26 protein-coding genes and 3 riboswitches are annotated in these 25,617 nt (G+C 41.8%); of the genes, 3 read left to right on the top strand and 23 right to left on the bottom strand.

From position 1 onward, the window contains the following. Positions 1 to 33: 33 nt before the first annotated feature. Together manA and Q4443_RS02820 are read right to left on the bottom strand one after the other, a co-directional pair. Complete coding sequence (gene manA, locus Q4443_RS02825) at positions 34 to 978, bottom strand: mannose-6-phosphate isomerase, class I (RefSeq protein WP_001294306.1); 945 nt, start codon at positions 976 to 978, stop codon at positions 34 to 36. A gap of 256 nt (positions 979 to 1,234) precedes the next feature. Beyond that, entirely contained in the window at positions 1,235 to 1,495 is a 261-nt protein-coding gene (locus tag Q4443_RS02820) for a SemiSWEET family transporter (protein WP_001291471.1), read from the bottom strand. A gap of 326 nt (positions 1,496 to 1,821) precedes the next feature. Between Q4443_RS02820 and Q4443_RS02815 the strand changes: the two genes are divergently transcribed. Further along, on the top strand, positions 1,822 to 2,166 hold the full coding sequence (locus Q4443_RS02815) for a lipopolysaccharide assembly protein LapA domain-containing protein (protein WP_000913393.1): 345 nt from the start codon (positions 1,822 to 1,824) through the stop codon (positions 2,164 to 2,166). A gap of 165 nt (positions 2,167 to 2,331) precedes the next feature. Here the strand turns inward: Q4443_RS02815 and Q4443_RS02810 are convergent, their stop codons facing one another. From Q4443_RS02810 to Q4443_RS02790, 5 genes are all read right to left on the bottom strand, one after another. Next, positions 2,332 to 2,679, bottom strand: a complete 348-nt coding sequence (locus Q4443_RS02810) for a VOC family protein (protein WP_001052638.1) — start codon at positions 2,677 to 2,679, stop codon at positions 2,332 to 2,334. Between the two features lie 58 nt (positions 2,680 to 2,737). Beyond that, the gene (gene spxB / locus Q4443_RS02805; protein WP_049518958.1) at positions 2,738 to 4,513 is read right to left on the bottom strand and encodes a pyruvate oxidase; all 1,776 of its coding nucleotides are present in this window, start codon (positions 4,511 to 4,513) and stop codon (positions 2,738 to 2,740) included. A gap of 327 nt (positions 4,514 to 4,840) precedes the next feature. Further along, complete coding sequence (locus tag Q4443_RS02800) at positions 4,841 to 7,063, bottom strand: heavy metal translocating P-type ATPase (RefSeq protein WP_049518957.1); 2,223 nt, start codon at positions 7,061 to 7,063, stop codon at positions 4,841 to 4,843. Positions 7,064 to 7,072: 9 nt separating this feature from the next. Next, the gene (locus Q4443_RS02795; protein WP_049518956.1) at positions 7,073 to 7,444 is read right to left on the bottom strand and encodes a cupredoxin domain-containing protein; all 372 of its coding nucleotides are present in this window, start codon (positions 7,442 to 7,444) and stop codon (positions 7,073 to 7,075) included. 10 nt (positions 7,445 to 7,454) lie between these two features. Then, entirely contained in the window at positions 7,455 to 7,850 is a 396-nt protein-coding gene (locus Q4443_RS02790) for a CopY/TcrY family copper transport repressor (protein ID WP_001167199.1), read from the bottom strand. A 183-nt stretch (positions 7,851 to 8,033) separates the two neighbouring features. Beyond that, a riboswitch (TPP riboswitch) is annotated at positions 8,034 to 8,132 on the top strand. Between the two features lie 84 nt (positions 8,133 to 8,216). On the opposite strand from Q4443_RS02790, the gene thiD reads away from it, so the two are divergent. Next, positions 8,217 to 9,008, top strand: coding sequence for a bifunctional hydroxymethylpyrimidine kinase/phosphomethylpyrimidine kinase (gene thiD, locus Q4443_RS02785; RefSeq protein ID WP_049518955.1), 792 nt, complete (start codon positions 8,217 to 8,219; stop codon positions 9,006 to 9,008). Between the two features lie 46 nt (positions 9,009 to 9,054). Here thiD and thiE read toward each other — a convergent pair whose 3' ends face one another. The 16 genes from thiE to typA form a co-directional block, all read right to left on the bottom strand. Beyond that, positions 9,055 to 9,687 carry a thiamine phosphate synthase gene (gene thiE / locus Q4443_RS02780; protein WP_049518954.1) on the bottom strand — a complete coding sequence of 211 codons (633 nt, stop codon included), beginning with the start codon at positions 9,685 to 9,687 and terminating at the stop codon, positions 9,055 to 9,057. Then, complete coding sequence (locus Q4443_RS02775) at positions 9,680 to 10,483, bottom strand: hydroxyethylthiazole kinase (RefSeq protein ID WP_001155204.1); 804 nt, start codon at positions 10,481 to 10,483, stop codon at positions 9,680 to 9,682. Before Q4443_RS02775 ends, thiE begins: the two co-directional genes overlap by 8 nt. Then, a complete protein-coding gene (thiW, locus tag Q4443_RS02770) occupies positions 10,483 to 11,007 on the bottom strand; it encodes an energy coupling factor transporter S component ThiW (RefSeq protein ID WP_001244053.1) in 525 nt (174 codons plus the stop codon). The genes Q4443_RS02775 and thiW overlap by 1 nt, the downstream gene beginning before the upstream one ends. 3 nt (positions 11,008 to 11,010) lie before the next feature. Further along, on the bottom strand, positions 11,011 to 11,703 hold the full coding sequence (tenA, locus tag Q4443_RS02765) for a thiaminase II (protein WP_049518953.1): 693 nt from the start codon (positions 11,701 to 11,703) through the stop codon (positions 11,011 to 11,013). Positions 11,704 to 11,713: 10 nt separating this feature from the next. Beyond that, complete coding sequence (locus Q4443_RS02760; RefSeq protein WP_049518952.1) at positions 11,714 to 12,364, bottom strand: energy-coupling factor transporter transmembrane component T; 651 nt, start codon at positions 12,362 to 12,364, stop codon at positions 11,714 to 11,716. 1 nt (position 12,365) lies between these two features. Continuing rightward, positions 12,366 to 13,751 (bottom strand): ATP-binding cassette domain-containing protein, encoded by a 1,386-nt coding sequence (locus Q4443_RS02755; RefSeq protein ID WP_049518951.1) that lies wholly within the window; start codon positions 13,749 to 13,751, stop codon positions 12,366 to 12,368. Further along, complete coding sequence (locus tag Q4443_RS02750) at positions 13,752 to 14,312, bottom strand: ECF transporter S component (protein WP_049518950.1); 561 nt, start codon at positions 14,310 to 14,312, stop codon at positions 13,752 to 13,754. It lies immediately after the preceding gene. 264 nt (positions 14,313 to 14,576) lie between these two features. Next, positions 14,577 to 14,665: riboswitch (TPP riboswitch) on the bottom strand. Positions 14,666 to 14,788: 123 nt separating this feature from the next. Next, positions 14,789 to 15,457 carry a TenA family protein gene (locus Q4443_RS02745; RefSeq protein WP_049518949.1) on the bottom strand — a complete coding sequence of 223 codons (669 nt, stop codon included), beginning with the start codon at positions 15,455 to 15,457 and terminating at the stop codon, positions 14,789 to 14,791. Positions 15,458 to 15,672: 215 nt separating this feature from the next. Continuing rightward, positions 15,673 to 15,761: riboswitch (TPP riboswitch) on the bottom strand. A gap of 148 nt (positions 15,762 to 15,909) precedes the next feature. Then, a complete protein-coding gene (gene lctO / locus Q4443_RS02740) occupies positions 15,910 to 17,046 on the bottom strand; it encodes an L-lactate oxidase (RefSeq protein ID WP_000120716.1) in 1,137 nt (378 codons plus the stop codon). A 252-nt stretch (positions 17,047 to 17,298) separates the two neighbouring features. Next, a complete protein-coding gene (gene pyrE / locus Q4443_RS02735; RefSeq protein WP_049518948.1) occupies positions 17,299 to 17,931 on the bottom strand; it encodes an orotate phosphoribosyltransferase in 633 nt (210 codons plus the stop codon). A gap of 33 nt (positions 17,932 to 17,964) precedes the next feature. Further along, positions 17,965 to 18,666: an orotidine-5'-phosphate decarboxylase gene (pyrF, locus tag Q4443_RS02730; RefSeq protein WP_049518947.1), complete on the bottom strand. Its 702-nt coding sequence runs from the start codon at positions 18,664 to 18,666 to the stop codon at positions 17,965 to 17,967. Positions 18,667 to 18,911: 245 nt separating this feature from the next. Beyond that, positions 18,912 to 20,066 carry a cell division protein FtsQ/DivIB gene (locus Q4443_RS02725; protein WP_049518946.1) on the bottom strand — a complete coding sequence of 385 codons (1,155 nt, stop codon included), beginning with the start codon at positions 20,064 to 20,066 and terminating at the stop codon, positions 18,912 to 18,914. 9 nt (positions 20,067 to 20,075) lie between these two features. Beyond that, positions 20,076 to 21,134, bottom strand: a complete 1,059-nt coding sequence (locus Q4443_RS02720) for a UDP-N-acetylglucosamine--N-acetylmuramyl-(pentapeptide) pyrophosphoryl-undecaprenol N-acetylglucosamine transferase (RefSeq protein ID WP_049518945.1) — start codon at positions 21,132 to 21,134, stop codon at positions 20,076 to 20,078. A 1-nt stretch (position 21,135) separates the two neighbouring features. After that, on the bottom strand, positions 21,136 to 22,488 hold the full coding sequence (gene murD, locus Q4443_RS02715) for a UDP-N-acetylmuramoyl-L-alanine--D-glutamate ligase (protein ID WP_049518944.1): 1,353 nt from the start codon (positions 22,486 to 22,488) through the stop codon (positions 21,136 to 21,138). 117 nt (positions 22,489 to 22,605) lie between these two features. Beyond that, positions 22,606 to 22,860 (bottom strand): DUF3165 family protein, encoded by a 255-nt coding sequence (locus Q4443_RS02710; RefSeq protein ID WP_000262666.1) that lies wholly within the window; start codon positions 22,858 to 22,860, stop codon positions 22,606 to 22,608. A 19-nt stretch (positions 22,861 to 22,879) separates the two neighbouring features. Further along, positions 22,880 to 24,721 (bottom strand): translational GTPase TypA, encoded by a 1,842-nt coding sequence (gene typA, locus Q4443_RS02705; protein ID WP_000164119.1) that lies wholly within the window; start codon positions 24,719 to 24,721, stop codon positions 22,880 to 22,882. A gap of 158 nt (positions 24,722 to 24,879) precedes the next feature. Between typA and Q4443_RS02700 the strand changes: the two genes are divergently transcribed. Beyond that, positions 24,880 to 25,605: a 16S rRNA pseudouridine(516) synthase gene (locus Q4443_RS02700; RefSeq protein ID WP_049518943.1), complete on the top strand. Its 726-nt coding sequence runs from the start codon at positions 24,880 to 24,882 to the stop codon at positions 25,603 to 25,605. Positions 25,606 to 25,617 lie beyond the last annotated feature (12 nt).

Below are 25,617 nucleotides of genomic sequence, written 5' to 3'. Positions count from 1 at the left end.
AGGACTTGAGAATATCTCTCAAGTCTTTTCTTTTTATGGATGACTGACAATCAATTCCAAACCTTGCCCTTCCAGAGTCCAAGCTTCAACATCACTTGGTAGGATAAAGTGGCTCCCTTTTTGGATTGGATAGTTTTTCCCGTCAACAGTTAGTTGACCTTGACCAGCCAAGACACTCAACAAGCTGTAGTCAGCTGTCTTTTCAAAGTTAACTTTTCCAGTAATTTCCCATTTGTAAACTGCGAAGAAATCATTGGATACAAGGAGAGTGGAACGTAGATCATCTGCTTTGACAGTGACAGGTCGGCTATTGGCAGGTTCTCCAATGTTTAAAACATCGATGGATTTTTCAAGATGAAGTTCACGCAAGTTGCCCTTGTCATCCTTGCGGTCAAAGTCATAGACACGGTAGGTAGTGTCACTAGACTGCTGGGTTTCAAGAATCAAGATACCTGCACCGATAGCGTGCATGGTACCACTTGGCACATAGAAGAAATCTCCAGCCTTAACTGGCACTTTTGTCAGTAAGGCATCCCAGTTCTTGTCCTCAATTTGCTGGCGGAGTTCTTCTTTTGACTTGGCATTGTGACCATAGATAATCTCTGATCCCTCATCCGCTGCGATGATATACCAGCATTCTGTTTTTCCAAGTTCGCCTTCGTGTTCTAGTCCATAGGCATCGTCTGGGTGAACTTGGACGCTAAGCCAGTCGTTGGCATCGAGAATTTTAGTTAAGAGAGGAAATACTGGTTCTGGACGGTTGCCAAACAACTCACGGTGTTCCGCATACAAAGTAGCAAGGTCTGTTCCCTCGTAGCGTCCATTGGCTACCTTAGAAACTCCATTTGGGTGGGCTGAGATAGCCCAGTATTCCCCGATTTTTTCACTTGGAATGTCGTAACCAAACTCATCACGTAGCTTGGTCCCACCCCAGATTTTTTCTTGCATAACTGATTGTAAAAATAATGGTTCTGACATGTCGATCTCCTGTCTGATTTTTCTCCCCTCATTATAGCAAAAAAAGAGTTCGAATTGAACTCTTTTTTCTATTTTATAAAGTAGGGAGAAGATTTTGTAAAAATAGTAACGAAACAATCTCTTACTTGATGGAGGAACCCCTAAAGCAGCAATCAGAAAGCTCGCTGTCAACGGCTATTCTCCTCAACTCTCATTAGACTTTCTTTACTTGAGAATCTATTTTTATGTACAAAAAAGACTGAAACCAGTCTTCTTTTTAAATCAAAGCTGTGATAGCCGTTACCAGACCAAAAATAATACCTGGTGCATTAGCTGCTGCAAGGGGGATATCTCTTTCTTTTTTGAAAAGACCGTAGTAAACCCAGAGACTACAGTTGATGGCAGCAACCAAGGGCTGGATGAAATTTCCTTTTTGACCAGCCAGATTGTTCATGATTTGTGGGAAGTAAGACACATACATCATAACAGACATAAAGGTCGCTACCCAACCTAAAATTTTCATTTGTTTTTCAGACATTTTCAAAACCTCTTTCATTTTTACTGAATCTTATTTTAAAATATTCTTTCAAAACAATCAAGTCTTTAAAACTTTTGTTATAAAGATATAAACTATCACAATCTTGTTATAAGAAAGAGGGAACAGAAAAAAGACCGAATTGCTCCGTTCTGTTTACTCAATCAAATATTAGAAAATGAATACTCCTTTTCAATGAATCGATTGATTGATGGTAAATAAGCCGTTAGAAATTATTGACAGTATCGAAATTTTCTAGTAAAATGAATTTTGTTAATACCTAAATGGTGTGTAGTTTTCTATCAACATAGTCAGGAGAAAAGGAACTTATGCTAAAAAAATTTAATGAATTGTCACTGAAAGATAAGGCTTATCTAATTGGCGGTTTGAGCTTATTAGTCATTGTGATCTCATTTGGTCTACTCAATCGTCAAACAGTAACTGTCAGTCTTGTCTTTACACAACTATCTGCTCCCTTGATTTTGGTGATTTTTACTTGTCTAGTAATCGGGATCATTGCTGGTAGTGCTATTGGTATTAGCTATCACCATAACAAGACTCAAGATCTGAGAAGCCGCATTGCTGAAGCAGAAGCGACTATCAATATAAAAGACAGGGAGCTTGTCCAGTACGAGGAACAGGTGCAACAATTAAAACAGGAAGCCAAACAATAAGTGTAGAAATCATAACCACCCGTGAAAACGGGTGGTTTTTTGTCTCGCACCTAACGGAGCGAGACGGACTGAAAGTCGCATAAATACAAAAAAGATCGAATTGCTCCGATCTTTTTAAGTTTCACTCCAAGAATGTTTAGATAAAAAATTTGATAATAGAATTACCTACTTCATACGATAAAAATCAATCACTAGACCAGCAGGCCCTTTAACTAATAAGGACTCTGTTCCCCAATCGGTTACAGTTGGTCCGTTTAAAACCTGGATACCAAGTTCTTTCAACCGTTGGTAATTCTGGTCTACATCCTCAACCTCGATATGAAGAATGATTCCTGACTGAAAATCTTCCAAAGGAATCAAATGATTTTGGGACAACATCAGACAGTGACTGCCAATCGTAAACTGAGCAAAACTGTCATCAACATAATCGGGCTTTTTATCCAAAATACGCTCCAAGTCAGCACAGACTTGGGGAACATCTGAAACGATAATATCTAATTGATTTAAATTCATTTACTATCCTCCATAAAAAGACCGGATTGCTCCGATCTTTTTAAGTTCCACGAAGGAATTATTTAATTGCGCGTGATTGCAATCCTTCTTCTTCCAAGAAGAGGCGGAATGGTACGAGTTCTTCTGCTTCGTATTTTTCCTTGAAGTCTTTGATTGCTTCTTCTGAGTGAAGTTTTGGATCCAATTCAAGTACTTCTACTGGAAGTGGACGGTGTGGAGTGATGCGAGCATCGATCACAACAGTTTTACCTTCTTTGTTGAGTTTAACAGCTTCTGCAACAACTGCATCGATGTCTTCGATACGGTCAACTGTAAATCCTACAGCACCTTGAGCTTCAGCGATTTTCGCATAGTCAGCATTAGGGAAGTCACAACCAAACAAGTGTTTGTTTGTGTCTTCGTATTTGTCCTTGATGAAGGCATATTTACCATTTGAGAAGACAACGTTGATAACTGGAAGGTCGTATTGAACGTTTGTGATAACGTCTGGGTAACACATGTTGAATGCACCGTCACCCATGATGTTCCATACTTGGCGATCTGGATTGTCTTTCTTAGCAGCGATACCACCAGGAAGGGCAATACCCATTGTCGCAAAGAGTGGAGATGTACGCCACATGTTCTTAGGTGTCATGTGAAGGTGACGAGTAGATGTTTGAGTAGTGTCACCTACGTCGATTGAGTAGATAGCGTCTTGGTCAGCATGTTTGTTGATTGCATTGTAAACTTGATACAATTGCAATTCACCCTCAGTTTTACCTTCGATTTTGTTCATGTAATCACGCCAGTTTTGGTTGTTCTTAACGTTTGCACGCCACCATGGAGTAGATTCTACTGGGTTCACTTTGTCAAGGATAGCTTTAGCTGCTTGACCTGCATCACCAAGGATTGAAGCGTCTAGGGCATGACGTTTACCAAGTTTGTAAGGGTCGATATCCACTTGGATGAATTTTTCAGTATTCTTGAATGCTTGGTAAACTTCAGCAAATGGGAAGTTTGAACCAAGGAAAAGAACTGTGTCTGCTTCAAAGACCACTTCGTTGGCTGGCTTCCAACCAACACGGTAAGCAGAACCTGTCAAACCTTCGTAGTTCCATTCAAAGGCTTCAAAGTTTTTACCAGTTGTGATGATTGGTGCTTTGATTTTACGTGACAATTCAGTAATCACTTCACCAGCTTTGACACCACCGTAACCAGCGTAGATAACTGGACGTTCAGCATTGTTCAAGATTTCAACAGCTTTGTTGATTTCAACTTCGTTCAAGGCAGGAGCAATGAATGAACGTTCGTATGAACCTGAACCGTAGTATGAGTTTTCATCGATTTCTTGGAAACCAAAGTTTACTGGGATTTCAACAACAGCTGGACCTTTTTTAGAAACTGCAGCACGGCAAGCTTCGTCAATAACTTTTGGCAATTGTTCAGCGTAAGCTACACGTTTATTGTAGACAGCTACTCCGTTGTACATTGGATTTTGGTTCAATTCTTGGAAGGCATCCATGTTGAGTTCGTTAACTGGACGTGATCCAAGGATAGCAAGGAATGGAGTGTTATCCATAGCTGCATCGTAAACACCGTTAATCAAGTGAGTCGCACCTGGACCACCTGAACCAACTGCAACCCCGATTGAGCCACCGAATTTAGCTTGCATAACCGCAGCAAGAGCACCTGTTTCTTCGTGGCGAACTTGCAAGAAGCGGATATCTTTGTCTTCAGCCAAAGCGTCCATCAATGAGCTGAGTGTTCCTGATGGGATACCGTAGATTGTGTCTACGCCCCATGTTTTCAATACGTTGAGCATTGCTGCAGATGCAGTAATTTTCCCTTGAGTCATAATGATAACTCTCCTTCAAATATTTTTAAAACTTGATAAATCCGTTTTCATATACTAATTGGAAACGTTTCAGCAAATTTTTACTCTACTACTTTACCACATTTGTTTTGGGTCTCCTAAGAATGTGCTCAGAAGTTTTTATTCTCTATTACAGTACAGTTTGAAAACGTTTTATATAACTGTTTTATAATAATACTCAATAAAAATCAAAGAGCAAGCTAGGAAGCTAGCCGCAGGTTGCTCAATACACTGTTTTGAGGTTGCAGATAGAGCTGACGTGGTTTGAAGAGATTTTCGAAGAGTATAAAAAGCGAGCAAGCCCGCTTCTTAGTCTATCTTAGTAACGTTTAGCATGAGTGAACTAATCAAAACAGATACAGAACTAAAAGCCATGGCTAGACCAGCCAGTTCTGGATTGAGAACGAGACCAATTCCTGAAAAGACTCCTGCTGCAATCGGAATACCAATGAGGTTATAGATAGAAGCCCAGAAAAGATTGAGTAGAATACGATTAAAGGTCTTCTTACTCATATCAAAAGCACGTGCCAATCCTAGTAAATTGTTGGTTGTAAGGACAAGATCTGCTGATTCAATGGCAATATCTGTCCCAGAGCCCATGGCAATTCCGACATCCGCTACACTGAGGGCCGGCGCATCATTGATACCATCTCCAACAAAGGCCAATTTCCCATTCTTTTGAAGCTTGTGAATTTCATGTGCCTTTTCCTCTGGCAAGACATTTGCGATTACTTCTTCGATACCAATTTGCTCTGCAATCGCATGGGCTACTCCAGCATTATCTCCAGTAAGCATGACCGTTCTAAGACCACGTTTTTTCAATTTAGCAATAGCTTCTTTGGCATTTTCCTTAGGGACATCCTGCAAGGCAATTAAGCCTTTTAACTGACCATCCACGGATAGGAAGACAACTGTTTTTGCTTCTTTCTCAAGCAAATCAAATCGTTCTTGATAATCATGTGGAATAGCAAGGTCAGCTAAGAGCTTAGCATTCCCCAGCAAGACTTGCTTACCATTAATAATCCCAGTCACACCTTTTCCATGCAAGGCTTGGAAGTTTTCCACTGGGTGAAGGCTAATTCCTAGTTCAGATGCACGATTAACAATAGCTTGAGCTAGCGGGTGTTGAGATACATCTTCCAGTGAAGCAGCCAAACTTAGCACTTCTCCTTCATCTCCGATAACATCTGTCACTACTGGCTTCCCTTCGGTCAAGGTTCCTGTCTTATCAAAAACAACCGTTTGAACTTTTTGGATTTCCTGTAGAACTGTACCATTTTTGAGAAGAATCCCCATCTTGGCACTTCGTCCTGTTCCAACCATGAGTGCTGTTGGTGTCGCAAGTCCAAGAGCACAAGGGCAGGCAATAATCAAGACTGCAACACCATAGAGAAGCGACGTTACAAAACTTTCACCAAGAAAAACAAACCAGATCCAAAAAGTAAGGAGTCCTAAAATGACAACTGCTGGTACGAAAATTCCAGAAATCTTGTCTGTCAAATCTTGAATAGGAGCACGACTGGTTTGAGCTTTCTTCACAAAGTCTACAATCTGAGCCAACATGGTTTCAGAACCTACTTTTTCAGCTCTAAAAATGATCGTACCACTATTATTGATGGTTGAACCAATGACAGCATCTCCAACTGATTTATCGACTGGAATACTTTCCCCAGTTACCATTGATTCATCAATACTAGTTTCTCCTTCTATTACAGTCCCATCAACGGCAATTTTTTCACCTGGTCGAACGCGAATGAGATCCCCAACTTTGACTTGTTCTAGAGGTATTTGAACATAAACATCATCACGCAAAACCTCTGCTGTTTTTGCTTGTAGGTCTAATAATTTTTCGACTGCCTGCGAAGTATTTTTTCGCATTTTTTCCTCAAAAACTGCTCCCAAAAGAATGAAGAAGAGGATAAATGCAGCACTTTCAAAGTAAACGGGCAGACCAGTGAAGAGGGCAACTAAGCTATAGAAATAGGCCACTAGGGTTCCCAGAGCAACCAAGGTATCCATGTTGGAATTGTGCTTTTTAAAACTAGCCCAAGCGCTTCTGATATATGGAACTCCAGCTACCAGCATAATGGGGGTTGTGGCTATAAAGGTGCCCCAACGCATGACTTGGTGACTAATTCCTCCTGTAGACATCCCAATCATAAGAATCACAAGAGGCACAGTAAAGATACTAGTAATCCAAAAACGTTGTAAAAGACTGAGAGACTTTTTGGTTTTTTCAACAACGGTGTAGGTTCCCTTTTGCATCTTCATGCCACATGAAAATTCATGTTGACCTAATTCTTGAGGTGTAAAACGAATTGTCTTCTCCTCGTCTACACCGATTGGTTCTAGAATCCCTTCTTCTTCAAAAAGAATTTCCTTATAACAGTTTGAAGGGGTGGCACGATGAAAGGTAATCTCAGCGGGAATCCCTTTTTGAAGCTGAATGTGGGCTGGATGATAGCCTTTTTCAGCTCGGATACGGATTTTTTGAATGCCATTTTCTAGGCTTGCTTTCACAATTTCTGTCATAGTCTCCTCCTACTCTACAATCATCTTACCGTGCATCATGTTCATACCACATGCAAAGCCAAACTCTCCAGTCTGCTCAGGTGTGATTTCCACTACATACTCTTCACCCATAGGAAGATCCGCATGCACACCAAAATCTGGGAAAACAATCTGATCTAGGCAGGGTGAAGGGTCCTTACGGTCAAAGACGATACGGGCTGGCACTGATTTTTTAAGAATAATCAACTCAGGCGTATAGCCCCCCATGACTTCCACTCGAATCTCTTGGTAACCCTTTTTTTGCTGGGCCTTTTGTCCAGATTTTTCAGACTTTTTGAAAAACCAAAACAAGATAAACGCGATAAGGGCAATACAAATAATGGTTACAATACTATTTAACATGACGTCTCCTTTACATACAATTACATCTTACTTCTGTTACAGCGCTTGATTTCTTCTTAGAAATCACAGCTTCTAAGTCTTCCAAGTCAGCCAAAGTGAAATCACATTCCACAATCAAATCAGCCAACAAGTTCTTAATCCTACGAGAACAAACCTTGTCTTTGATATCTTGGACAAGCAAGTCTCGACTCTGGTCCAGAGTTAAAAGGGCTGAATAGACAAAGAACTTGCCTTCTTTTTTCCTTGTCAGACACTCTTTCTCAACCAAACGAGCCAAAAGAGTTTGAATGGTCGACTTGGACCAGTCGAACCGCTCCGCCAGAACCCTGATCAAATCCGTACTGGTCTGCTCTCCTTGCATCCAAATAATCTTCATGACCTGCCATTCTGCATCTGAAATCTGCATAATCACACCTCCTAAATCTACATTTGTCGATTACAGTTATTAGTATACTCTCAAAATCTACATTTGTCAACTATAATTTTTATTATTTTTTCGAAAAATAGAATTCTAATCCTGTAACGAGAGATTTGCAGTCAAATTTCACTATATAAACTATAAAAATATGCTATACTGTAGAAAAAAGAAAACAACCACTAGGGGTGCGTAAAGCTGAGATTAACGACTGTTATATCCCTTTGACTCAATCTAGGTAATGCTAGCTGATGGAAGTGGAAATGATAATGAGGACTAGCTAGTCTTCTATTGCTTTCCTCAAACAGACTAGCTTGTTCTTGAGAATACAAACTTCAGTTGGTTGGGAGGTTTTAGATGACTTATTTACCCGTTGCTCTAACCATTGCAGGAACTGACCCTAGTGGCGGTGCTGGCATTATGGCTGATTTGAAGTCATTCCAAGCGAGAGATGTCTATGGAATGGCCGTTGTCACCAGCCTTGTCGCTCAAAATACCAGAGGTGTTCAATTAATCGAGCACGTCTCCAACCAAATGCTGGAAGCTCAATTGGAGAGTGTCTTTTCGGATATCAAACCTCAGGCTGTGAAAACTGGTATGTTGGCAACTACTGAGATCATGGAGATCATCCAACCCTACCTTAAAAAGCTGGACTGTCCCTATGTGCTGGACCCTGTTATGGTCGCTACGAGTGGGGACACCCTGATTGATACCAGTGCGAGAAGCTTCCTAAAAACAAACCTACTTCCCCTTGCAACCATTATCACTCCCAATCTTCCTGAAGCAGAAGAGATTGTTGGTTTTTCAATCCATGATCCAGAAGACATGCAGCGTGCTGGTCGCCTGATTTTAAAAGAATTTGGTCCTCAGTCTGTAGTTATCAAAGGTGGTCATCTTGAAGGTGGTGCCAAGGATTTCCTCTTTACCAAGGAGGAACAATTTGTCTGGGAAAGTCCACGAATTCAAACCTGTCACACCCATGGTACTGGATGTACTTTTGCTGCAGTGATTACGTCTGAACTAGCCAAGGGGAAGACCCTTTATCAGGCAGTCGATAAGGCCAAGGCCTTTATCACAAAAGCCATCCAAGACGCCCCTCAACTCGGTCATGGTTCTGGCCCAGTCAACCATACAAGTTTTAAAGATTAAGAAAAACTCTCTAGTTCCCACTTTAAGGGAATTAGAGAGTTTTTGATTAGGAAATCATGTCATCCAGCTTTGTTAAAAATGCTTGCGTTTTTGCCTCTATATCTTCTGCCTGCATCAAATCACGAACAACGGCTACTCCAGCTATACCTGTTTCAGCAAGTTGGTCAATATTCTCTGACGTCAAGCCTCCAATAGCAACTACTGGAATGGCGACCATTTGGCAAATGGTTTTCAAGGTTGAAATCAAGGTGATAGGTGCATTTTCTTTGGTAGTTGTCGGGAAAATAGCTCCTGTCCCCAAGTAATCTGCACCCGATGTTTCTGCTTCAAGAGCTCTTTTTACTGTTTTAGCAGTGACACCGAGGATTTTTTCAGGACCCAATACTTGGCGGGCAACCGAAACTGGTAGTTCATCGTCGCCAATATGCAAACCTGCAGCATCGACTGCAAGACAGATATCCAACCGATCATCGATAATCAAGGGCACCTGATAGGCGTCTGTTATTTCCTTGACTTGTTTTGCCAGTTGATAATATTGATTGGTAGTGAGGTTTTTTTCTCGTAGTTGGATGATGGTAACACCTGAACGGCAGGCCGTCTCAACTTTTTCAAGAAAGCTTTCCAAGGAATCTTGGTAGCGATTGGTTACTAGATACAGTCTAAATGCTTCTCTATTCATAAAAGTCTCCTTTGATGGCTTTTAGCCAGTTTTCATCTCTTTTTAGGAGAGAGAGTTGATTGAGAACTTGGTAACGAAAACCTTCCAATCCCATTCCTTGAACAAGAATTCTCTCAGCAGCGATATTGAGATAAGAAACTGCTAGGCAGGAAGCTTCAAAGGCAGTCTTTCCTTGGCTGAGAAAAACGGTTGTCAAGGCTCCAACCAGGTCTCCTGTCCCTGTTATCCAGTCCAATTCTGCACAGCCATTCCTCAATACAGCAACTTGATTTTCTGAAACGATGAGGTCCTTGGGGCCAGTGACTAAAAATGACATACCAGGATAAAGCTGACACCAGTCTTTCAAGACTTGGAGCAAATCCTCAGTTTCTTGATCTTTAGCACTCGCATCGACCCCAACTCCGTGGTGTTTTAAACCAACAAGACTTCGGATTTCCGACATATTTCCTTTAAGGACCGTGGGATTGTATTCTAAAAGATCTGTGACTAGGTCCTTACGAATGGATGAAGCTGCTACGCCAACCGCATCTACTACCATTGGGAGGCCAGCTTGAGCTGCATAAGTAGCTGCCATGCGGATTGCTTTCTCCTTCTCAGCTGACAAATGCCCCAGATTGATAAAGAGAGCTTGGCTTTGTTTGGTAAAATCAAGAACCTCACGGGGATCATCTGCCATGACAGGTTTAGATCCCAGAGCCAAAATTCCATTGGCCAGCATCTCACAGGAAATCTCATTGGTGATGCAGTGAATTAAGGAGCTGGAGGTTAGAGGAAAGGGATTTGTAAATTCCTGCATCAGTCTATCCTTTCTCCAAAGAAATATCCCTGCACTTTTTTAAAGAATTCCTGCTTGATTAAAAATCGAAAGGCAAGAAAAGCTATGGCTGTACCAATCAAGGTTGCTCCGAAAAATCGAGGAGTGTAGATAAACCAACTGAGCTTCGCCGCAGATCCCGTAAAGAGAACCATAACAGGATAGGAAACAATAGAACCAATAATACCTGTTCCCAAGATTTCTCCTAGAGCAGAATAGTGAAATTTTCGACCATACTTATAAAAGAGACCTGCAAGGAGGGCTCCGAAAGTTGCTCCTGTAAGAGCTAAAGGTGGAATCCCTTGAGTTGTCATACGGATAAAGGCTGTGGCTGTAGCCATGATCAAGGCATAAACAGGTCCCATCAAGATCCCTGCTAGGATGTTGACTACACTGGACATCGGTGCCATTCCCTCAATTCGAAAGATGGGTGTAAGAACTACGTCAAGGGCAATCATCATGGATAAAATAGTTAATTTGTGAACTTGTAGTTGGTGGTTTCTCATTTTCTATTTCTTCTCTTTTTCTAAGGACTGCAAATCGCTCGTCCAGGTTTGATGTTGGTAAGCCATCTCCCAAAACTTAGCTTCCATGTGGACACTTCGGTGGAAGGCCTCTAGCATTTTTTGTTTGTCCGTCTCGTTGCTTTCGCGATAGAGTTGATTGACCAGCTCTTCTTCTTCTTTAATCTGCTGTTCTAACTCATCGGTGATATAGGTCTCAATCCACTGTTGATAAAGAGGATTCGGGGATGGTTTGCGATTAAGTGCCTTGCCCAAATCATGGTATAACCAAGGACATGGGAGCAAACTAGCAAAAGCAATGCCCAAGTTTGGCTCTGCAAACTGACGATAAATATGAGAAATGTAATGATAACAGGTTGGAGCGATTGGATGTTGCTCCATTTCCTGGTCGCTGATTCCTAATTCCTTGAAAAATTGTTGGCGGATAAATAATTCACCCTCCACTAGACCCTGAGCATTTTGTTTCAAGAGTCTTTTCATCTCCTCGTTGGAAGTCTTATCAGCCAAGAGGTGATAGGCTTCTGAAAAAGACTTCAGGTAGTAGGCATCCTGAATCAGGTAATAGCGGAAGATGGAAGGTTCTAACGTTCCCTCTTGTAACTGTAAAACAAAAGGGTGATGAAAGGAAGCCTGCCAAGCTTCCTTGGATAATTCCATCGCAATATCTGTGAATTCCATAATAACTCCTTTATAAAAATAGACTGGTTTGAAGCAATAAAAAGAACAGCAGGTAGATTAATTTTGTCCTCTGAGAAATATAAAAAGTCCGATAGCGATTCTCCAACTGTGCATGTTCGTCATATCCGTGCGCAGACAAAGCTCTCAGATAAAGATGGCGCCACCTAAAGACCGTCATCAAAACCTTACTGTAAATCAAGGGCGACCAAACATGCAGTTTTTGACCACGCAGTAAGCACGCTTCCTTGAGGGACTTGATTTCTTGCTGAATGAGGGGAAAGGCATTGAATACCACAATCAAGGCATAGGCCCAAGAACGCGATAGCCCCTTTTGAGCCAAGTACAAGAGAAGCTCTTTTAGGGAAATACTGGAAACAAAGACAAGGCCGATACAAACGGTCACAAAGGCCCTCGTTCCAAGTATCACTGCCTGCGAAGCATCCCCATGTAACTGTACTGCCCAATAGTTGGCGAAGGATGGCAAAATGGCGAGCACAATCATCCAAGCCAACATTTTAAATCGACGGTGGTAGAGCATAAAGAGAATGCAAAATGCGACTACTGAAAGATTAAGAGCAATCGAAGGAATGAAAGATGTTTCCAAGGATAAAATCAGCAAGAAGAGACTGAGTATCGGTGTCTTGGTTGCTACTTTGATCATACTACCTCACCTCCCCTAGAGTATCATTGTTCAGAGAGGGGAGAGGTTTGCTGATGATCACGTCTTGGAGATGACTGAGCCCCTCACTAGTCATCTCAATCCAATAATCAACCACAGAGATTAAGGGATCTAAACGATGGCTAATGATCAAAAAACTTCTTCCTTGGTTTCTGTCATCCAGAATCCACTGACAGAAATAATGGCAAGCTCTATCATCCAAACCAGCAAATGGTTCATCTAGCAAAATCACAGACGCCTTGCTGGTCAAGATGGTCAATAGCTGAAGAATCTTTTGCTGGCCACCACTTAATTGATAGGGACTCTTATCAAGCGCCTGCTCCAGATTAAAATATCGTAAAGCTTGGAGAATTCGCTGATTTCTTTCAGAGTCTGGACTATCTAATTGCAGTTCCTCTTTCAGACTGACTCGGATAAATTGCTTCTCAGCTTCCTGAACAACACCCGTCAAGTCACGATACAAACTCTTTTTCTTTTTCAGAACTGTCCCCTTCCAAGTAATGCGTCCTTTATACTTTTGAAATTGAAGAATGGAGCGAAAGAGGGTTGATTTCCCAACACCATTATCACCCAGGATACAGGAAATCCCTTGGTAAAATATGAAATCCGCAAGCGAAAAGAGGGGGCGATTCCCCAGCTCACAGGTCACACGGTCCATATGGAATAGTTCTGGGCTAGAAGCAACTCCCTTTGAAGCAACCTGTGTCATCTCAGAGCAAGGGATTTGAAACACCTCCCTTAACTGGCCGTCTCTTAGCTCCACCATATGGTCGATATAGGCTTCATAGTCTGATAAATCATGGTCACACAGGATGACTGTCTTCCCATCAAGAGCCAACTCTTTTAGAATCTCCAATATCTCTAACCTGCTCTTGCGGTCAATGGAAGCAAAAGGTTCATCCAAGAGATAGACCCTAGGATTCATAGCAAAGAGAACACCCAAAGCAGCCTTTTGCTTTTCCCCACCTGATAAGTGATGAATTGGACGGTGCAAAATCGCCTTGCAGCGACATTGCTGGACCACCTCTGCTATTTTAGAATCAATTTCCTGAACGGGATGCCCAATATTTTCCAAGGTAAAAACCAGCTCTTCAAACAAGTTCTCCATGGTAAATTGATGATTGGGATTTTGAAAGAGAATGCCAACCGTCTGGACACGTTCGACGATAGAAAGCTGACTGACCTGACTCCCATCTATCAGGACTTGACCACTATAGGGAAGAGAACTGACTTGAGCAATAATTTGAAAGAGACTGGATTTTCCTGAACCACTGCTCCCAACTAACAAGGTAAAGGCTTGCCCATGAAAAGTAAAATCAATCGGCTCCGAAAAGATTGGGGATTGAATCCCTCTTAATTCCAGGCCCATCTATGCCTTTCCTCCAGCTGCAAACTGATGGTAGAGTTTGACAATGGCACGAACCAAGATGGTACAGAAGAAAAAGACGGAAATAAAACGAACCACAAGCAAGGAAAGAACAAAAGGAAGGGAGAAGGCGTAGTAACCTAATTTAATGTATTCATAGACAAAGCTAACAAGCGTAATCCCAATACTATTAGCAGTTAGAGAGAGCCAACTTTCATAGCGATTCTTGGTTACGATAAAACCAAGTTCACTTCCCAAACCTTGAACCAAGCCAGACAAAAGGGCACCTAGACCGAATTGGCTACCATAAAGGACTTCAGCAAGCGCAGCAAGCACTTCTCCAATCGTTGCACTTCCGATTCTTGGAACAAAGATAGCCGCAATGGGCGCAGCCATACACCAGAGACCAAAGAGGATTTCATTGGCAAAGGCCTGCAAACCAAGAGGGGCCAAGATCAGGGTGAGGATATCAAACAGATAGCCTGAACCCACAAAAACGCCACCAAAAAAGATAGACAAGAAAGCAAGCAAGATAACATCTTTTAACTGCCATTTTTTCAACATAAAAAACTCCTTTTTTAAAGAAAAGTGGGGCATTCAAGGAGAGATACCAAAAAGCTTATACTCAATGAAAATCAAAGAGCAAACTAGGAAACTAGCCGCAGGCTGTACTTGAGTACGGCAAGGCGACGTTGACGTGGTTTGAATTTGATTTTCGAAGAGTATTAACGTTCAGCCTATCCTCTTTTAACAAACAAAAAAACTCCAATTACAAACGAGAATTAGAGTTCACCTTACAAGATTAGACAGTTCTTTTCGACATACGAAAAAAACCTTTTCACATTTCCCTTCGCCAGTATTAACTGTATCAGGTTCAATGGGTATCATCTCAGCCTAAAGCACCCCAAATGTCTTTATTATTTTATTACTGGACCAGTATAGCAAAAAATGAAACCCCTAGCAAGATATTTGACTGGAAAATATATTTATATAGTTTGTTTGTTAATTCTTTTAATCTACATAAAAGGATTGAATTTATCCTATAATTCATAACCAATATCAAAAAAGGCTAATTCTAAAGCAACTGCTTGATTCCAACGTTCCTGAAGTTCTGTCAAATCTTCTCGATTTTTCCCGACACGATTAAGTTCATCAACTAGAAATTGAACCCACTCTGTAAAGAAAGGACCTCTGTGGAGATTGACCCATTCTAAATGAATATAGGCTTCAGGTAGAGCCAAATCTTTAGAACCCCAGTCTAAATAGAGACCTTCTGCAATGACCAGCATGACCAAAAGATGAGCATAGTCTGATGAAGTCACAGCAGAATACATTAGCTCCTGAAACGCTTTTGTTACAGGGTGCAAGGTCACTTCTAGATAGTCATTCTCTGCTACTTTTAACTCTTTGAAAGCCTTTTGGAAATAACCATCTTCATCTGCTTCAAGAAAGCCTAGTTGCTTGGCAAAACGAAGTTTGGGTTCAAGCTGGTCTGCGTGAGCTACACAGGCACCCAGCATGGATAAGAAGGCATCAAAGAAATTATAATCTTGAATCAGGTAGTCTTTTAAGACCTTATTCTCAATTGTCCCCGCAAAAAGTTCCTTAACAAAACGATGATTGATTGCAGCCTGCCAATCCTTCTGACTGCTTTTTAATAATTCTCCAACGGTCAAACCCGGCTGAAATGCATAGTCTTGTGTTTCCATATTTACTTTTCCTCTCTTTACTCGTTCGTAATCAACAAAATACCAAGAAAATTCTAGTTTTACTTGACCTTTTTAAAGAAAAGTGGGGCATTCAAGGAGAGCTGCCAAAAGACTTGCCGTCAAGCCTATCCTCTTTTGATAAACAAAAAAACTCCAATTACAAACGAGAATTAGAGTTTACCTTACAAGATTAGACAGTTCTTTTCGACATACGAAAAAACCTTTTCACATTTCCCTTCGCCAGTATTAACTGTATCAGGTTCAATGGGTATCATCTCAGCCTAAAGCACCCCAAATGTCTTTATTATTTAATTACTGGACCAGTATAACAGAATTTGAAAGCCCTAGCAAGATATTTGACTGGAAAATATATTTATATAGTTTCTAATAACGATTTAATCTTTCTATACACGAAGAAAAACCTCCACATAAGGTGGAGGCCGTCTTCTTTATCAATACAATTTTAAGTCACGAGGGTCAACTGGGAAGGTTGGATTGTATGGGTTGTGACGGAGTTTGAAGTGTTTGACATCCTCAATAGTCTGAGTTCCAGATAATTGCATGACTGTCTTCAGTTCTGCATTTAAGTGCTCGAAGACTTGACGCACACCAACACTACCACCGAGAGCCAAACCATAGATCACAGGGCGACCAATGGCTACCAAGTCTGCTCCTGAAGCCAAGGCTTTAAAGACGTGTTGACCGCGACGAACACCAGAGTCAAAGACAATTGGCACACGTTTATCAACTGCTTCTGCTACTTCTTGAAGTGAGTCAAAGGCAGCTGGCCCACCGTCAATTTGGCGGCCACCGTGGTTGGTTACCCAGATACCTGAAGCTCCCGCAGCAAGCGAACGTTCAACGTCCTCACGGCATTGTGGTCCCTTGACATAGACAGGAAGACCAGAATATTCAGCGATAAATTCGACATCGCGTGGAGACAAGCGTTGTTTAGCTGACTTGTAAACAAAGTCCATTGATTTTCCAGCACCTTCTGGCAGATATTCTTCAACAATTGGCATACCAACTGGGAAGACAAAACCATTGCGCTTATCGACCTCACGATTCCCCCCTACAGTTGCATCTGCCGTCAAGACAATCGCTTTGTAGCCTTCAGCCTTCACACGGTCCATGATATGGCGATTAATCCCGTCATCCTTACTAAAGTAAAATTGGAACCAATGAGGTGTCCCTTGAAGAGCTTCCGTAATTTCTGGAAGGTCAACGGTAGAGTAAGAGCTGGTTGTATAAAGAGAACCAAATTCATGCACACCACGCGCAGTAGCTACTTCCCCCTGCTCATTTGCCAATTTATGAGCCGCAACAGGTGCCATAATAATTGGTGAAGATAATTTTTCACCTGCAAATTCAATCTCTGTACTTGGATTTTCAACATCACAAAGCGTATGAGGAACGATGAGTTTGTGGTTAAAGGCACGGATGTTCTCGCGTAAAGTGAAAGTATCCTCTGCTCCACTAGCGATATAACCAAAGGCAGCTTTAGGAATGACTTGTTGCGCCATTGGCTCCAAATCATAGGTATTGATGAAATCTACATGACCTTCTGCATTGCTTGTTTTGTATGACATAAAATGTCCTCCTTGATAAGTAAGCGTTTACTTTGTATATTACAAAAAATATTCTAACTCTTTTTTCAAAATTTTTCAAATATTTTGTCTGGAAATTTCAAACTGATTATCTGAATATGCTCCAAAAAAGAGATAACTCTCATTCTACCATTATCCTATATTCTTCTTTACCTTTACTTTTAGGAACCTTAGTTTTATTGCCTATATGCAAAAAAATCAGGCAATCCTAGTGACTACCTGATTTTCTATGTTTTAGGCATTTTGCCAATTTTCTTGATCTTCTTTAAAGCGTTTTAGGAGGTCCAATCCTTCTGGCGTAATGTAACCTTCTTCTTGGGCTAGGTGGATGAGTTCGCTGTAGTTAGAAAGCGTCACAAGTTTGACACCTGCGTCTGCAAAGTTTTTATCTGCTTTTGGTAGTTGATAACTAAAAATAGCTACAACACCAAGAACGTCTGCTCCTTCGCGTTTGGCAGCAGCCACTGCCTCGAGAACAGAACCACCGGTTGAAATGAGGTCTTCAACAACAACCATCTTTTGACCTTGAGCTACACGGCCTTCGATTTGGTTGCCTGCTCCATGGTCTTTTGGTTTGCTGCGGATGTAGGCAAAAGGCAAGTTCATCTTGTCAGCGATGATAGCTCCGTGTGGAATTCCTGCTGTCGCAGTTCCTGCAATCACTTCTACCTCTGGAAAGGCTGTCTTGATAGCATCTACAAAACCATTTTCAATCAAGGTTCTAGTTTCTGGGTAAGCCAGAGTCACGCGGTTGTCAGTATAAATCGGCGATTTGATACCAGATGCCCAAGTAAAAGGCTCTTCTGGTTTAAGGTAAACTGCCTGAATTTTCAAGAGGTGGCTAGCAATATCTTTAGCAAGTGTCATAGTATTCTCCTTTTATTTTTATAATCTATTTCTTTAATTTCTGTCTTGGTTCCATTCATCCTTGATAGCATGATAAGCTGCAACAGGATTCTCAGCTTGGGTAATAGGACGTCCCACTACGATATAGTCACTACCGATTTGATAGGCATCAGCAGGTGTCATGACACGTTTTTGGTCTCCAACCGCAGCTCCAGCTGGACGAATTCCTGGTGTCAAACAGATAAAATCTGGATTGGTAGCCTGCTTGATGAGTTGCACTTCCTGAGCCGAGCAAACGACACCATCCAAGCCTGCTTCAGCTGTCTTTTTAGCATAGTGAATCACAGACTCTTGCAGGCTGGTTTGGATATTTTGAAAATCCTGCATCTGGCTTTCCGACGTTGATGTAAGCTGGGTCACAGCAATCAATTTGGCTTGTGTCCCAAGACCTTCACGTGCAGCCTTCATCATCTCCACACCACCAGCAGCATGAACATTGGTCATGTCTACACCAAGCTGAGATAAGACCTTCATGGCAGATTTAACTGTATTGGGAATGTCATGTAGCTTGAGGTCCAAAAAGACACTATGCCCCAGTGACTTCAAATAACGGACAACTTCTGGACCTTCCGCATAATAAAGCTCCATCCCTACTTTTAGATAAAGACTTTCTTCTGCCGGGAAAAGAGATAAAAATTCCTTGACCGCCTCAAAACTAGGAAAATCAAGAGCAATAACTGGACGATATTCGCGCATACCTTTCTCCTTTTACCTTTAAGAGCAAGAGAGTATGGTCAAAAATAAACCACGAAAAAAGGAACCTGCCAACAGCAAGGTTCCACGAAAAATGGGTAGAGTCCACCCTTTCACCGTCTAACCTTAGCTGCCTCTCTGGACTGCTTTAAAGGTTTTTTTCTATTCTATTATTTATAGTAGGACTTGTCAAGCAAAAACTCGAAACTGGACTTCTATACCATTCAAAATCAAGAGGAAAAGTTAGTCTAACGACTCTGTGATTGCTGGCTCGTTTGGCTTTGATTTCCCTGTTCTTCTTGTTTTTTCTTTTCTTCTTCCTGTTTTTTCTTCTCAGCTTCCTTGGCCTCTTGTTTGGCTTTTTCCTCAGCTTCTTCTATCAATTTATCCGCTATGGTATAGCTGTATACTCCAGCTTCCATATCGACTACACTCGGTTCTGTCAATTGTGGCTTGATTTTGCTGTAATAAGGCAATTTCTTGCTCAATTCTGATAGGGGAACCAAAATCTCATCTGTATCCAGCATGGTAATTTTTAAAAGATCTGCTGTTGCCTTGCTCGGCGCTAATTCGATTTTCTGGATTTGACTCTTGATATCCTCACTGATGGTAGACAATCCTGTTATCAGCTTTTTCACCTGCTGCTCATCGTTAAAGGTAACTGTCAGATAAGTCTCAGGCAAGTTTAAGCGATCAACAGGAGTTGACTCTACTGTACCACTAGATAGAATAGGATAATGTTCTTCACCAGACACATAATAACCGACAATATCGAATTCCTTAACCTCAATCGTAAAGTTAGTCGGAAATTGATAGTTAATCTTCGCTGATTCTATCCAATGATTGGACTTGATTCGTTCAGCGTATGTTTCCTTATCCAACAATAGAGCTAAGGTATAGTCGCTATCTTGAATTCCAGAAGCCTGTTTGATGTCATCCGCCTGCGTGTTACTATTTCCCTTAACCTCGATATTTTTGATGGTCGAAAGTGGAGTCAATAGATAGACTGAAAGAAGGAGGACCAGGACACTGGGTACCAATATACTCACAGCTCGCCAAATATGAACAGGCGCAATTTTAGGCTTGGCAGGTTTTTCTGGTCTTTCTTTTTTCTTCTTCTCTTTTTCCTCTTTGACTTTAGGGGCATCCTTTTGAGATTTTTCTTCTTTTTCGGATGGTTCCTCGCTTGGACTTGAGGCTTCCTCATCTAACTCACTCGATGATTTCTTGGATTCCTCCAATAGTTTCGAGTTGGCTTCCTTACGAGCTTGTTTTTCCTTTTCCTTCTCTTCAGCTAGGGCAGCTTCTTCCTCAGCCTTCTTCTTCAGGTATTCCTGGTTTCGTTTCTGCCATTCAGACAATTCTTGCTTCTGGTTTGATTCTTTTTTCTTATCCTTTGACATTGATATTCCTTATGCTAGGTCTTTTCTTAGTAGATCGTAAAAATCTGCAAGAGATTTCAATTCAGTCGAAGCTTTCATGCTAGCTTGGTACTGATCCTTGTGACTAAGCAAGTGGCTGAGTTTCTCCTCCAAGCTTTCCAAGGTCAAGTCACTTTCTTGAAGTTCTTCTGCATAGCCTTTCTTAACAAAGTAGGCTGCATTTTCAATCTGGTCTCCTCGACTTGCTTCACGACCCAATGGTACGATGAGATGGAGTTTCGCCATGGCCAAGAGCTCGAAAATCGTATTGGCACCACCACGCGTCACCACCACATTTGCCATCTTCATCAAGGGTTGATAGAGATCCGTCACATAATCAACACGAAAGAGATTTTGACTCAACTCATTGAGGCTTGAATCTCCAGTTAGATTGATAATATTGTAGCGCTCTGTCAACTCTTTTTTATGGTCTGTCACTAATTGGTTAAATACACGGGCTCCTGCAGAACCACCGACAAACAATACCGTTGGCAATTTAGGATTAAAGTGGGTTTGGATATCCACCAATTCATCTGGTTCTGGAGTGTTTTGGTCTGAAACCTTGGTTACTGCCCCCACATGCTCGACTTTTGCAAGACCAGCAGGCTGCTCAAATGTTGAATACATCTTAGTTGCAAATTTATAGGCGATTTTATTGGCCAAGCCCATAGAAAGGTCCGATTCGTGAATAAAGACAGGTACCCCTGACACACGCGCTGCGATAACCGGCGGTACTGAGACAAAGCCCCCCTTTGAAAAAAGAGCCTGTGGACGCAGTCGTAACATGATAAAGAGGGATTGGACGATACCCCAAGCAACTTTAAAGACATCTAGCATGTTTTGCCAGGAGAAGTAACGACGCAACTTCCCAGTCGCAATAGAGTGGAAGGTCACATTCAAGCCTGACTTGAGGATTTCTTGGTGTTCAATTCCATGCTTGTCACCGATATAGTGAACTTCCCAGCCGTCTTCGATGAACTTAGGCATTAACAAAAGGTTGAGGGTGACATGTCCAACCGTCCCCCCACCTGTAAAGACAATTTTTTTCATATTATTCCTTTAACTCCGCTACTGTGTCGATGAAAAGATCTCCACGTACTTCAAAGTTAGCATACATATCCCAGCTAGCATTGGCAGGACTGAGGAGAACCACATCTCCTTGAGTTGCGAGCTCATAAGCCTTGCGGGTCGCATCAGCAACATCTGTCGCATCTACATAAGCCACACCAGCCTTCTCTGCTGCCCGTTTGACACGTTCTGCAGATTGACCGAGGATAACCATCTTCTTGAGCCCAGTAATATCTGGCACCAATTCGTCAAACTCATTGCCTCGATCCAAACCACCTGCAATTAAGATAACCTTACTGTTGTCAAATCCTGACAAGGCTTTTTGAGTAGCCAAGATATTGGTTGACTTACTATCGTTATAGAATTTGACACCCTGAATTTCATCCACAAATTGGAGACGGTGTTTGACACCACCAAAGGCTGATAGAGTTTCCTTGATGGTTTGGTTGTCTACACCACGAAGCTTGGCTACAGCCATAGTCGCAAGGGCATTTTCTACATTGTGGCTACCTGGAACACCGATTTCACTAGCTGCCATGACCACTTCTCCACGGAAGTAGAGTTGACCATCTTCCAAATAAGCTCCATCAACCTTTTCCTGTGTTGAAAATGGTACAACAGTAGCTTGTGTTTTGGTAGCCAATTCTTTTGCCAAATCTTGGTTAAAGTTCAAAACAAGGAAATCAGCTGCTGTCATCTTGTTCTGGATATTCCACTTGGCTGCCACATATTCTTCAAAAGAGCCATGGTAGTCGATATGAGTGGGCATAAGGTTGGTAATAACCGCAATCTCAGGATGGAATTCTTGAACACCCATCAGTTGGAAAGAAGAAAGTTCCATGACAAGCGTGTCCTTAGCCGTTGCAGTTTGAGCCACTTGACTGGCAGGATAGCCGATGTTCCCTGACAAGAGACCATGTTGGCCAGCAGCAGTCAAAACTTCCCCAATCATCGTCGTTGTGGTTGTTTTCCCATTTGAACCAGTAATACCGATAATTGGCGCATCTGAAATCAAATAAGCCAATTCCACCTCAGTCAAGACTGGAATCCCCTTTGCCAGAGCCTTCTCAATCATGGGATTGCTATACGGGATACCTGGATTTTTCACCATCAGAGCGAAATCTTCATCCAATAATTCCAAAGGATGCCCACCAGTGACAACCTTGATCCCATCTTCCAGCAAGCTTTGAGCAGCAGGATTTTCCTCAAAAGGCTTGCCGTCATTTACTGTCACAATAGCACCTAGCTTGTCTAGCAAACGGGCCGCAGACTCACCAGACTTAGCTAAACCTAAAACAAGGACTTTCTTATTTTTAAATTGATCGATTACTTTCATGTCTCAAACTCCATTTCTACTCCTACTATTTTACCATTTTTATGAAAATAATACTAAACGAAAATGCTCTAGCCTTCATTCTAGCATAGAAAAAGAGAGCCATAGCTCTCTTTCTATTTATCTTCTTCTGCTCTTTTTTACAGACATGAGCGTAATGTCTCTCAAGCTAAAGTAAGCTAGGGCCAACATGGCGATTGTGACAAAGAATTCTGTCGGTAATTGGAAGATTTGCAAGATGGACAACATCAGCAAAATCAAGAGTGCAACAACTACAAAGACCAAGATAACGATGTTGACTGTTCCTTTGATACTTTGGGGTGTCGCAAATACATAGAGTAGTAATAAGAGTATCCCTATGATTAAATAGACCATCTTTATCTCTTTCTAGCTCTTATTCAGCTGATTTTTTCTTCTTGTTGGCTTTCTCACGCTCTGCCTTGTTAAGGATTTGTTTACGCAAACGGATAGACTCAGGCGTTACTTCCATGTACTCATCGTCATTCAAGAATTCAAGAGACTCTTCAAGGGTCAAGATACGAGGTGTCTTGATAACAGCTGTTTGATCCTTAGTAGCTGAACGAACGTTGGTCATTTGTTTGGCCTTAGTGATGTTAACTGTCAAGTCGTTTTCACGAGAGTTTTCGCCAATGATCATTCCTTCGTAAACCTCAGTACCTGGGTTGACAAAGATGGTTCCACGTTCTTCGATAGACATGATTGAGTAAGTTGTAGCCTTACCAGCATCGATGGAAACAAGGGCACCACGGTGACGTCCACCAATTTCTCCTGGAATCAATGGTAAGTATTGGTCGAAGGTATGGTTCATGATACCGTAACCACGAGTCATTGACAAGAACTCCGTTGAGTATCCGATCAAACCACGCGCTGGAACAAGGAAGACCAAACGAGTTTGACCATTACCAGTTGAAATCATATCCAACATTTCACCCTTACGTTCAGAAAGGCTTTGGATAACAGAACCTTGGTATTCTTCTGGAGTATCGATTTGAACACGTTCAAATGGCTCACATTTAACACCGTCGATTTCTTTTACGATAACTTCTGGACGAGATACTTGAAGTTCATAACCCTCACGACGCATAGTTTCGATAAGGATTGACAAGTGCAATTCTCCACGACCTGAGACAGTCCATTTATCTGGTGAGTCCGTTGGGTCAACTCGTAGGGAAACGTCTGTTTGCAATTCTGCTTGCAAGCGTTCTTCCACCTTACGAGAAGTCACCCATTTACCTTCTTTACCAGCAAATGGTGAGTTGTTGACCAAGAAGGTCATTTGAAGCGTTGGCTCATCGATGTGAAGGATTGGAAGAGGCTCAACTGCATCTGTCGGTGTAATCGTCTCACCAACAAAGATATCTTCCATACCTGAAACGGCAATCAAGTCACCTGCTTTAGCTTCTTGGATTTCACGACGTTCCAAACCAAAGAAACCGAAGAGTTTTGTAACACGGAAGTTCTTCGTTGTACCATCTAGTTTAGAAAGGGTAACTTGGTCCCCAACTTTCACACTACCACGGAAGACACGACCAATACCGATACGTCCTACGAAGTCATTGTAGTCCAAGAGTGAGACTTGGAACTGTAACGGTTCATCTGAGTTGTCCACTGGAGCTGGGATATGGTCGATGATGGTGTCAAAGATTGGCGCCATTGTTTTTTCTTGATCAGCTGGATCATCTGACAATGAAGAAGTCCCGTTGATAGCTGAAGCATACACCACTGGGAAATCAAGCTGGTCATCGTCTGCACCAAGCTCAATGAAGAGCTCCAATACTTCGTCTACTACTTCTGCTGGACGAGCTGATGGTTTATCGATTTTGTTGACAACCACGATTGGGACAAGGTCTTGTTCCAAGGCTTTTTTCAATACGAAACGAGTCTGTGGCATTGTTCCTTCGTAGGCATCTACGACCAAGACAACACCATCAACCATTTTCATGATACGCTCAACTTCTCCACCGAAGTCCGCGTGTCCTGGTGTGTCCATTATATTGATACGAGTTCCGTTGTAGGCTACGGCTGTATTTTTCGCAAGGATAGTAATTCCACGCTCTTTTTCGATATCGTTTGAGTCCATAGCACGCTCTGCCAATTCAGTACGTGCATCAAGAGTTTCAGACTGCTTCAATAATTCATCAACGAGGGTTGTTTTACCGTGGTCAACGTGGGCGATAATCGCAATGTTACGGATATCTTCTCTTAATTTTGTCATGATTTCCTCTAATATTTAAATTTTTATTTCTAACTGAACAATTATACCACAGTCTCATTCAAAAATCACAGTTCAGCTAAGTGTAAATGTTTTCACTCTGCTTTTCTAGTCAAGGCAACTCTTTTCAAAGTCAGAGACTTATGATATGATAAGCTGGTATGCGTTTAGATAGATTATTAGCCCAAGAAATGGTCAGTCGCAAGGCTATGAAACAGGCTCTGTTAAAAAAAGAAATCCTAGTGGATGATTATCCAGCTCGCTCCCTCGCCCAAAATGTTGATACAGGATTGCAAAAACTAGTCTTTCAAGGACGGCAGATTCAAGGATACGAGCACAACTATCTCATGCTTCATAAGCCAAACGGAGTCGTTACAGCTAGCAAGGATAAGAAACTGCCAACCGTCATGGACCTACTCCCACCTGACATCCAGTCTGACCAGCTCTATGCTGTCGGCAGATTAGACCGCGATACGACGGGACTGCTCCTTTTAACAAACAATGGACCTCTTGGCTTTCAGCTCCTTCATCCCCAGTACCATGTCGATAAATCCTATCAAGTGGTAGTAAACGGACCGCTCACGTCAGACCATATCCAAAAATTCAAAGATGGGATTGTCTTTTTAGATGGGACCACTTGTAAACCTGCTCAGCTTGAAATCCTGTCCGCAAGCCCAACAGAGAGCCGGGCCTCCATCACTATCTCTGAGGGCAAATTTCATCAGGTTAAAAAAATGTTCCTCTCAGTTGGTGTCAAGGTGACTGCCCTAAAACGAGTCCAGTTCGGTGACTTTACATTAGACCCAGAACTAGCAGAAGGACAATACCGTTCCTTGAATCCAGAGGAATTGGAAATCATTAAAAACTATTTAGAGATGAGTCGATAAAACAAAAAAGCT

This window comes from Streptococcus sp. GP0011 (genome assembly GCF_030546305.1).
Lineage (GTDB): Bacteria > Bacillota > Bacilli > Lactobacillales > Streptococcaceae > Streptococcus.
Note: the sequence above shows the minus strand (reverse complement) of the source record. Positions and strands in the feature narration are given on the sequence as shown.

What these genes read in the sequence shown, in the direction of transcription:
- typA (WP_000164119.1), bottom strand. Translation starts at nt 24,721, where the DNA reads ATGACAAAATTAAGAGAAGATATCCGTAACATTGCGATTATCGCCCAC.
- Q4443_RS02745 (WP_049518949.1), bottom strand. Translation starts at nt 15,457, where the DNA reads ATGGAAACACAAGACTATGCATTTCAGCCGGGTTTGACCGTTGGAGAA.
- pyrF (WP_049518947.1), bottom strand. Translation starts at nt 18,666, where the DNA reads ATGCGCGAATATCGTCCAGTTATTGCTCTTGATTTTCCTAGTTTTGAG.
- spxB (WP_049518958.1), bottom strand. Translation starts at nt 4,513, where the DNA reads ATGACTCAAGGGAAAATTACTGCATCTGCAGCAATGCTCAACGTATTG.
- thiW (WP_001244053.1), bottom strand. Translation starts at nt 11,007, where the DNA reads ATGAGAAACCACCAACTACAAGTTCACAAATTAACTATTTTATCCATG.
- thiD (WP_049518955.1), top strand. Translation starts at nt 8,217, where the DNA reads ATGACTTATTTACCCGTTGCTCTAACCATTGCAGGAACTGACCCTAGT.
- Q4443_RS02760 (WP_049518952.1), bottom strand. Translation starts at nt 12,364, where the DNA reads ATGATCAAAGTAGCAACCAAGACACCGATACTCAGTCTCTTCTTGCTG.
- Q4443_RS02750 (WP_049518950.1), bottom strand. Translation starts at nt 14,312, where the DNA reads ATGTTGAAAAAATGGCAGTTAAAAGATGTTATCTTGCTTGCTTTCTTG.
- Q4443_RS02795 (WP_049518956.1), bottom strand. Translation starts at nt 7,444, where the DNA reads ATGTTAAATAGTATTGTAACCATTATTTGTATTGCCCTTATCGCGTTT.
- Q4443_RS02700 (WP_049518943.1), top strand. Translation starts at nt 24,880, where the DNA reads ATGCGTTTAGATAGATTATTAGCCCAAGAAATGGTCAGTCGCAAGGCT.
- manA (WP_001294306.1), bottom strand. Translation starts at nt 978, where the DNA reads ATGTCAGAACCATTATTTTTACAATCAGTTATGCAAGAAAAAATCTGG.
- Q4443_RS02725 (WP_049518946.1), bottom strand. Translation starts at nt 20,066, where the DNA reads ATGTCAAAGGATAAGAAAAAAGAATCAAACCAGAAGCAAGAATTGTCT.
- Q4443_RS02755 (WP_049518951.1), bottom strand. Translation starts at nt 13,751, where the DNA reads ATGGGCCTGGAATTAAGAGGGATTCAATCCCCAATCTTTTCGGAGCCG.
- thiE (WP_049518954.1), bottom strand. Translation starts at nt 9,687, where the DNA reads ATGAATAGAGAAGCATTTAGACTGTATCTAGTAACCAATCGCTACCAA.
- Q4443_RS02790 (WP_001167199.1), bottom strand. Translation starts at nt 7,850, where the DNA reads ATGCAGATTTCAGATGCAGAATGGCAGGTCATGAAGATTATTTGGATG.
- pyrE (WP_049518948.1), bottom strand. Translation starts at nt 17,931, where the DNA reads ATGACACTTGCTAAAGATATTGCTAGCCACCTCTTGAAAATTCAGGCA.
- tenA (WP_049518953.1), bottom strand. Translation starts at nt 11,703, where the DNA reads ATGGAATTCACAGATATTGCGATGGAATTATCCAAGGAAGCTTGGCAG.
- Q4443_RS02815 (WP_000913393.1), top strand. Translation starts at nt 1,822, where the DNA reads ATGCTAAAAAAATTTAATGAATTGTCACTGAAAGATAAGGCTTATCTA.
- Q4443_RS02710 (WP_000262666.1), bottom strand. Translation starts at nt 22,860, where the DNA reads ATGGTCTATTTAATCATAGGGATACTCTTATTACTACTCTATGTATTT.
- lctO (WP_000120716.1), bottom strand. Translation starts at nt 17,046, where the DNA reads ATGTCATACAAAACAAGCAATGCAGAAGGTCATGTAGATTTCATCAAT.
- Q4443_RS02820 (WP_001291471.1), bottom strand. Translation starts at nt 1,495, where the DNA reads ATGTCTGAAAAACAAATGAAAATTTTAGGTTGGGTAGCGACCTTTATG.
- Q4443_RS02810 (WP_001052638.1), bottom strand. Translation starts at nt 2,679, where the DNA reads ATGAATTTAAATCAATTAGATATTATCGTTTCAGATGTTCCCCAAGTC.
- Q4443_RS02775 (WP_001155204.1), bottom strand. Translation starts at nt 10,483, where the DNA reads ATGCAGGAATTTACAAATCCCTTTCCTCTAACCTCCAGCTCCTTAATT.
- murD (WP_049518944.1), bottom strand. Translation starts at nt 22,488, where the DNA reads ATGAAAGTAATCGATCAATTTAAAAATAAGAAAGTCCTTGTTTTAGGT.
- Q4443_RS02720 (WP_049518945.1), bottom strand. Translation starts at nt 21,134, where the DNA reads ATGAAAAAAATTGTCTTTACAGGTGGGGGGACGGTTGGACATGTCACC.
- Q4443_RS02800 (WP_049518957.1), bottom strand. Translation starts at nt 7,063, where the DNA reads ATGACAGAAATTGTGAAAGCAAGCCTAGAAAATGGCATTCAAAAAATC.